The sequence below is a fragment of the Streptococcus sp. HMSC34B10 genome (assembly GCF_001839505.1).
Taxonomy (GTDB): Bacteria; Bacillota; Bacilli; order Lactobacillales; family Streptococcaceae; genus Streptococcus; species Streptococcus peroris.
This window is the reverse complement of record NZ_KV841551.1, coordinates 57,245-65,325: the sequence shown is the minus strand read 5'-3', so window position 1 is coordinate 65,325 and position 8,081 is coordinate 57,245. Positions and strand designations below refer to the sequence as shown.

The following is an 8,081-nucleotide window of genomic DNA, read 5'->3' as shown; positions in this document are numbered from 1 at the left end:
CTACTGTACCAATAGGTTCAGTATATTCTGGAATTTCCGTTACAGCTGCTTCTTTATCATTAATTCCACCAGGAATTCCTGCACCTTCAAGACTTACTGGTAAATTGTGGATACTTTCAATTGCTCCACTCACTAATTCAGTAACTTCTTGTCCAATATCTTCTTTGTTAATAGCGAATAGCAATGTTTTTGAATCGTACTGAGTTAAGAAGTTTGCTAAGTTTCCATTCGCCAACTTAAGAACAGGGGCTTGGTTGACTAAAACTTCAGAATCAAATTCTAGTGCAATAATATTATTTCCCATATCTACTGCACTTTTCACTTTTGCTTTAGTTGGGGTAACCATATCTTTACTTAAGAAATTCCAGTTAAATTTCTTATATGACAAGGTGTAATCATTTTGATTTCCATCAGCATGTTCATAAAGTAAACCAAACTCCCCATTTCCAAGATCTTGCAATGAGTTATAGGCAAATTTCCCGCTTTGAATTGGTTGGTGTTTGAGCCAAGTTAGTTCCCCATTAGCTTCCACACGTGCCAAGTGTACCAAGCCATTGTAACGTCCTGGTCCACCTGCATTACTGAGAACGATATATTCCTTGCCATCTTGTACCGTATGAATAGCAGACATTTGAACGTAGACATCTTTGACTGCAGCATAGCGTTTCACTTCTTTTTCCCAAGTTGCTCCACCATCTTTACTTGTTGCAACTTGTAAATCACCTGTCAAACCACGCATGAATAATTTGAGATCTCCATTATTCAACTGAACAACAGTTGACTCTGTATTTTGAGCTCCTGAATTATTCATAGTCGAAGAGTGAATCACTTGGTTTCCAACTGGACGATTATCATTGACCGCTTCACCTGCTTGCCAAGTTTGACCATGGTCATCTGAATAAAGGACGCGTGAAGACTGAGAACCACTTAAGTATGATACGTTATTGGTTGTGTATGCTGGAATAACAAGACGACCTTTATGTGGTCCTGTATGCAAAGCGATACCTGTACCAGGACCTGTTCCTAAGAAATGCATCCAATCCTTACGAATACCATAGGTAATATCTCTTGGGGCAGACCAAGTTTTACCATCATCATCACTATAAGACATCCATAGATAGTTGGTGTTTGAAACTCTAAAGACATTCTTATCACTGTATTCAAAGTAGACATTACCGATTAGTTCTTCACCCTTGTAAAGATCCCCTTTATCACTATAAGCTGGTTTTTTAGGATCAACTACAACACGGTACTCTGTCTTTCTATTTTCGGGGTCAAAAACTTCGCCATTTTCACGAATTGTATATCGTCCTGCATCCCCTTGTTTATACAAGACTTGATATACCTTGTCTCCAATTTGCTCGTAAGCTTGCGGAGCACTTCCAGGTAAAGAGAATACTGCCTTTCCTTCAAGGAACATATCATAAATTGAGAAAATTCTCTTTGTTACTGGATCTTGTACTAAAGCCATGTCGATATTGACAGGTGATGGCCAATCTGCATGTTTAGCGTGTTCATTATCACGAGGATTAGAAATGATAATTCTATCTCCCCATGTTTTGCCGTTATCATTACTGCGACGAACGACCATGCCAATATCTCCCCAGTCGGAGTGATGCAATCGTCTCTCATCCGCTCCAGCGATTAAAGTTCCTTTATCCGTCTTTAAAAGAGCTGGGATACGATAATTAGCAATACCGTCTTTATTAGGCTTACGGTCCACACCACCTTCAAATACATCTACTTTACTAGTTACTTCTGCTCCTTCAGGCAGTTTCTTCTCTAAGTCTGCTCTTTCAAAAAGTTGACTACGTTTTTGTACTTCTTCCGGAGAAAGCGTACGATCATAAATCGTCAAATTACGAACCTTGAGATTTGAACCCCAAAAATTTTTACCTGCCCGTTTTGTTGTTCCAATCTGCATATTGTTAACATCTGGCATATCTTGGATAAAGCGACCAGATTTCGGACTCGTACGAGATAAAACTCCATTTACATAGAGACGGACTTTCCCATTAGCCTGAGCTGCATTGGGTCTTTCAACTGTGAAGGTTACAGAATTCCATTGGCCTGGTTTAATTTTTAAAGGAGCATCTGTATATTTGTCATAGAATTGTGCACCTTTGGCATCACGACCTTCAATGAGGGCTGTATTATCAAGAACAGCCATGGTGAAATACTCATTTTCTTTGGTATCGCTGGATACTGAGAAGAGGTTGTAAAAACGTGGTGCAGATTCATCTGGTTTGAATTCCACGTGAATAGTGGCATTCTGGAGCTTTTTCACTTTATCCAGTTCATCGTTCAAATCTACCCGTTGACCATTTGATGAATTGGTTTCTACATCTTCCTTTTCAACAACCGTATTGACATTTTCTAGTTCTCTTGCGTAAAAATCACGTGGGACACTTTCAGTTTCTTCGGTGCTAGTGCTTCCTGTTGCAGGTGTTTCTGTAGGTGCTGCTGTTGCCGTAGGCGCTGCTGTTGCTGTAGGTGCTACTGTTGCCGTAGGTGCTGCTGTTGCCGTAGGTGCTGCTGTTGCCGTAGTCGTTTCTGTTACTGTAGGTGTTGTCGTAGGTGTTTCAGTTACTGTTGGTTTTTCAGAGCCTGGGTTTGCTTGCAACTCTTCACGGTTGACTTCAGTCCCCTTATCTGTAGCTGTAGCTAACTTATTTGCAAGTTCCTTATCTAGATTAGCCACGTTTCCTGTTTCTGCTTCTTTAGGTAATTTTGGTGAAACTGGATCCTTTTGCTCTGTCGTAATACTACTTGTTGTAGTTGATTCTTGAGCCAAAACTGGTGAAAAGCCAAACACAAGTGTCCCAATCACAACTGAAGCTGTACCAACTGTAAATTTACGAATACCGTAACGTTGTTTCCGATTTAAATAATGTTGTTTCATTATAAATCCTTTCATTTCAATAAATAAAGCGCTTTCTTTTTTGCGTAAAATTTTTAGCCCCTAGGGCTTAAAACATGCAAAGAAACTGTCTTATTGAATGGAGTCTCCATTCTTTTTCATCTGAATTCTGTTGCTCTGATTTATTTTCTCTTTAAAGTAAGCAACCACTTTACTCCTTTCACTTTGATGTTACAATTATTATATAACAAATATCCCAAGTTATAGCCACACATATCCATAATAGAATTTACTTTCAAAGATATTTCTATCCTTCAAACAATCTGAAACTACTTTCTGAACTAAGCTACAAAAAGAGCCCTGTTTTGACAGGACTCTTCTTATAAATTTTTACTGGCTAACATAGGTAAAGGGAATCTCACTACCACAGAGCCAGTTATAGACCTGGTCGTTAACAAAGACATTCATGGCCTCATGGGCGTATTCTGGCATGAGACGATAGCTCTTTTCACAAGTCAAACGATTGTAAATAGCAAACTGGGTGATTGGATAGCAGACATCGTCATCAAGTCCCGTGATCATTCTCACCTCTCCCTTGATGCGATGGGCAAGATTTTTCACATCGATATAAGAAAGTGTCTCCATGATCTGCTCTTCTGTCTCATGGAAAGGATCATGGAACTTAAAGTAACGAAATAGTTCATCATAGGCTTCGCTAGTATTGCCGATCTCTAGTACGCGTCTAAAATCTGACAAGAATGGATAGATAGCAACTGTCCGCTTGATACGCGGGTTGAGACCAGCAGCTACTAAAGCCAGCGCTCCGCCTTGTGAAGCTCCATAACTAGCCAGCTGCTCTTCATCCACTTGAGGCAGACTAGCGACAATCTCAATCAATTGATAAATATCAAGGTAAACATCCTTATAGAAGAGTTGCTCTTTCCCTTCAACAGCACCACGAATGATATGGCCTTTTACTGTATTTCCCAACGGAGAACGCAATCCATCTTGTGAGTAACCAGATTGACCTCTGACATCCATCGATACGACACCATAACCAGCGACGGTAAAGGCCAGCATATCTGTCCAATCCCAGCAGCGTCCCATATAGCCATGGAAGTGGAAAATGACCGGTACTTTCTGTTCTGATTTTGGTAAAATCACACGCGCATAAACGAGACCATCACGTGTACCTTTAAAGGTTAGCTCATAGCATTTCACATTTGGGATATGAAAGTCACGTTCCTCTAGTTGGTAGTCTGGCAAGACCGAAACCTTCTCAATCTCACCATCCCAAAAAGCATCAAAATCTTGAGGAATTTCATCTCTTCCTCTGTATGTTTTCATTTCTTCGATTAATGCTGGATTTCTCATAGAATTCTCCTTTATTTTTGTAACCGTTACCATAACTGTAGCATATCTAGGAAAGCAATGCAAGAAAGAAAAAGAAATTGAAAGTGGATTTAAGGTCTACCCCTAGCAAGAATCCCTTTGAAAGTAGTTTTAAAAAAATAAAAAAAGAGCGATTTCGCTCTTTTTCTTAATATTTAGGAGAAGGTTGAGTTTCCTTTTGAAATGTTTTCTGATAGTTTACTTTGATGGTCATTGACATAAGAGAGTCCTCGTTTCTTTTTGATGACTCTAGTATAGATACTCACCCTAAAAGCAAACTTAACAATATCTTAGAAAAAGCTTAATCCAGATATTCTTTCTTCTCTAGATGTAAGGCAATCATGTGCCACTCTGGGTCCTCTCTCCAATTTGGGAGGGAGCTGATATAGCTAGCTACCTTTCTGGCTTCTTCTAGGATTGGGAAGTCTTCTATGATATCAGCTACATGAAACTCTGGCAGCCCTGACTGTCTGGTTCCAAAAATTTCACCAGAACCTCGCATTTTCAAGTCTTCCTCCGCAAGGACAAAACCATTGGTCGTCTCTGTCATGATACGCATGCGGTCCTTCCCAGAGTCAGTCTTGGGATTGGCCACAAGGACAGCATAAGACTGCTTGTCTCCACGACCAACGCGGCCTCTAAGCTGATGAAGCTGACTAAGTCCGAAACGGTCGGCATCCATAATCATCATGACTGTCGCATTTGGAACATTGACCCCAACCTCGATAACAGTCGTAGAGACCAGGATATCTGTCTTTCTGTCTTTGAAATCCTGCATAATCTGGTCTTTCTCATCACTCTTCATCTTTCCGTGTAAGAGGGCAACTTTTGCTTTCCCTGCAAAATGAGCCGTCAACTCTTCTGACAGTGCAATAGCATTTTTCAAATCCAAGGCTTCAGATTCTTCAATCAAAGGAGAGATTACATAGGCTTGGGAACCTTTTTGAATCTCACCCTCCAACCAAGTCAAGACCTGAGGCAACTGTTCATGCTTGACCCAACGCGTTACGATTGGTTTTCGTCCAGTAGGCATCTGGTCAATAACAGAAACATCCATATCTCCAAAGGCTGTGATAGCTAAGGTTCGGGGTATCGGTGTCGCCGTCATCATGAGGACATCTGGATTTTCACCTTTTTCCCGTAAAATACGCCTTTGTCCTACCCCAAATCGGTGTTGCTCGTCGATGATAATCAAACCGAGTTTAGCATAGTCCACCCCATCCTGTATGAGGGCATGGGTACCGATGATTACATCAACATCACCCTTGGCAATAGTTTCCAAAACCGTACGTTTTTCAGCAGCTTTTAGCGAACCTGTTAGGAGAGCTAATTTCAAATCAGGAAAAAGACTCTCTAGACTTTCAAAATGTTGCTCAGCTAGGATCTCTGTTGGAACCATGAAGGCAGCCTGATACCCTGCCGTTACGGCTGCGTACATCGCTAGACCTGCAACCACTGTCTTCCCACTACCGACATCCCCTTGTAAGAGTCGATTCATGTGATGGTCTGACTTCATATCTGTCAGGATTTCTTGCAGGCTATTTTCTTGGGCTTGGGTCAAAGCAAAAGGTAACTTTTCTTTTACGGCAGTTAGTTTTTCTTGCGACCAATTCAAGATCAGACCACTCCCATGAACCTTGTTTTCAGACTTGAGGGTCTGTAATTGCATTTGAAAATAGAAGAGTTCCTCAAACTTGATTCGGCGAAGAGCCTGTTTGTATTCAGCCAAATCCTTAGGGAAGTGCATGGCACGAACAGCTTGACTACGGGGCATAAGTTTGTATTTGTCTAGCAAGGACTGAGGGAGATTTTCCTCTATCAAGAGATCCAGTCCCTGATCAAAAGCAGTTTTAATAACCTTAACAAGGCCTGCTTGACTGACACCTTGTGCGAGACGATAGACCGGTTGAAGATCGTCCTCTACTTGAGCCAAAACCTTCATCCCTGTAAGGCTAGCCTTGGCACGATCCCACTTACCAAAAACGGCTAGGGTGGCACCCAGTTCAATCTTGTCAGCTAGGTAGGGTTGGTTAAAGAAGTTCACCGCAAACACAACTTCTCCCTGTTTGAGACTAAAACGTAGGCGATTGCGCTTAAAACCATAATACTGAACACTAGCCGGTGTCACCACCTGACCAGATAGAACGGCTTTTTCTCCGTCTTCTAAATCGAAGACTTGCTTGCTTTTGAAGTCTTCATAACGAAAAGGAAAGTAGAGTAAAAGATCCTGCAGATTTTCAATCCCTAACTTGGCATATTTTTCTGCTGACTTCGGTCCTATACCTGGCAAGACATGAAGGGGTTGATGTAGATTCATGCTACTCTCCTTTCCTTATTTTTAATGATATTCTCTAGGAATCCGATCGCTGAGAAGACAAACCACCTCGTAATTGATGGTTCCACGATAGGCTGCTACATCTGTTGCAGTAATTTCTTGATCACCATTTGAACCAATCAAAGTAACCTTGGTTCCTATAGGATAAACTTTTGGCAAGCGAATGGTAATCTGGTCCATGGAAACTCGACCGACAATTGGACAAGCTTGTCCATCTACTAAGACTGAGAAATTCTGCATATCTCGTGTCCAACCATCAGCATAGCCGATTGGCACTGTCGCAATGACCTGCTCGGAGTCGGCCTGATAGGTTGCCCCGTAACCCATACAAGCACCAGCAGGAACGGTCTTAACATGGACAAGAGCAGACTCCAAGGACAAGGCTGGTTTCAATTCATAGGGCAAAGTGAGAACTTGTCCACTTGGATTGAGACCATACATGGCATCTCCCATCCGAACAGCGTTGAAAATCGTATCGGTATGCCATAAAGTCGTTGCAGAGTTACTAGCATGGACAAGCTCTGGTCGGTCTTTTAATTCTGAAAGAATTTCTTTAAAACGGTTTAATTGCTTGTAAAAATAGATATCAGATTCTTCATCTGCTGTTGCAAAATGGGTAAAAATCCCCTCAACAGAAGCACCATGCTCTTTCAATAAAGTTTGGGCTTGCTCAGCATCGCGACTTTCTCTAAAGCCAATTCTCCCCATTCCTGAATCAATCTTCAAATGGACATTCAAACCTGAAAGATCAGGCTCTTCAGCCAACAATTGCTGAATCCATTCAAGCCCCGCAACTGCTAGGGTGATGTTATATTTTTTTGCCAAATCAATAGACGCAACTTCTGTCACTCCTAAAATCAGAATTCTCTGATCAATACCCGCCTGACGTAGTTCTAGCGCTTCATCGATATTGGAAACGCAAAAGCCATCTACATCATTCTGAATTGCTGTCGCAACTGCCACGGCTCCGTGTCCGTATGCATTAGCCTTCACAACCGCCCATTTAAGAGTTCCTTGTGGGATATGCGCTCCCATTTGTTGAATATTGTAGCGAATAGCACCTAAGTCAATGAAGGCTTTGGTTGGTCTATGTGGACTAGTTTTCATGATTTTCCTCCAAAATAACACTCGCTGTCACAAACTGATCTGTATGGCTGATAGACAGCCAAACTTTTCCTGAAAACGGAGATTTGCTGAAGTAGGGAGCTCCTCTCTCATTGTTCAAAACTTCCAAATCCTGAAATCCGAGCTTCCCAATTCCCGTCCCCATAGCCTTTGAAAAAGCTTCTTTAGCTGACCAACGACCAGCCAAATACTCTATCTGTCTACGACCTTTGAGACTGGCAAAACGCTCCATTTCCTTGTCTGTCAAGACACGCTGTGCAAAGCCTTCTCTTTTTTCAACTGCATTTTGTATAGAAGCTAATGCTTCAATATCAATTCCGTGTCCAACTATCATTTTTATCAAAAGGAGTTGAGATACCCCCAACTCCA

Annotated in this window: 5 protein-coding genes; all 5 read right to left on the bottom strand. The window is 41.6% G+C overall.

The window, feature by feature from the left end; all coding sequences use genetic code 11:
- The coding region (locus HMPREF3237_RS03600; RefSeq protein WP_257364997.1) for an SIALI-17 repeat-containing surface protein at positions 1 to 2,902 on the bottom strand (2,902 nt) is incomplete at its 3' end.
- A 348-nt stretch (positions 2,903 to 3,250) separates the two neighbouring features.
- Positions 3,251 to 4,234 (bottom strand): acetylxylan esterase, encoded by a 984-nt coding sequence (locus tag HMPREF3237_RS03595; RefSeq protein ID WP_070888863.1) that lies wholly within the window; start codon positions 4,232 to 4,234, stop codon positions 3,251 to 3,253.
- A 319-nt stretch (positions 4,235 to 4,553) separates the two neighbouring features.
- Complete coding sequence (gene recG / locus HMPREF3237_RS03590) at positions 4,554 to 6,569, bottom strand: ATP-dependent DNA helicase RecG (RefSeq protein WP_070888862.1); 2,016 nt, start codon at positions 6,567 to 6,569, stop codon at positions 4,554 to 4,556.
- Between the two features lie 21 nt (positions 6,570 to 6,590).
- Positions 6,591 to 7,694 (bottom strand): alanine racemase, encoded by a 1,104-nt coding sequence (gene alr, locus HMPREF3237_RS03585; RefSeq protein ID WP_070888861.1) that lies wholly within the window; start codon positions 7,692 to 7,694, stop codon positions 6,591 to 6,593.
- Positions 7,684 to 8,046, bottom strand: coding sequence for a holo-ACP synthase (gene acpS, locus HMPREF3237_RS03580; RefSeq protein WP_025168782.1), 363 nt, complete (start codon positions 8,044 to 8,046; stop codon positions 7,684 to 7,686). The genes alr and acpS overlap by 11 nt, the downstream gene beginning before the upstream one ends.
- Between the last annotated feature and the right edge of the window lie 35 nt (positions 8,047 to 8,081).

Bases quoted from the DNA above. Each gene is read 5' to 3' on its own strand.
- HMPREF3237_RS03595 (WP_070888863.1), bottom strand. From the start codon at position 4,234: ATGAGAAATCCAGCATTAATCGAAGAAATGAAAACATACAGAGGAAGA.
- recG (WP_070888862.1), bottom strand. From the start codon at position 6,569: ATGAATCTACATCAACCCCTTCATGTCTTGCCAGGTATAGGACCGAAG.
- alr (WP_070888861.1), bottom strand. From the start codon at position 7,694: ATGAAAACTAGTCCACATAGACCAACCAAAGCCTTCATTGACTTAGGT.
- acpS (WP_025168782.1), bottom strand. From the start codon at position 8,046: ATGATAGTTGGACACGGAATTGATATTGAAGCATTAGCTTCTATACAA.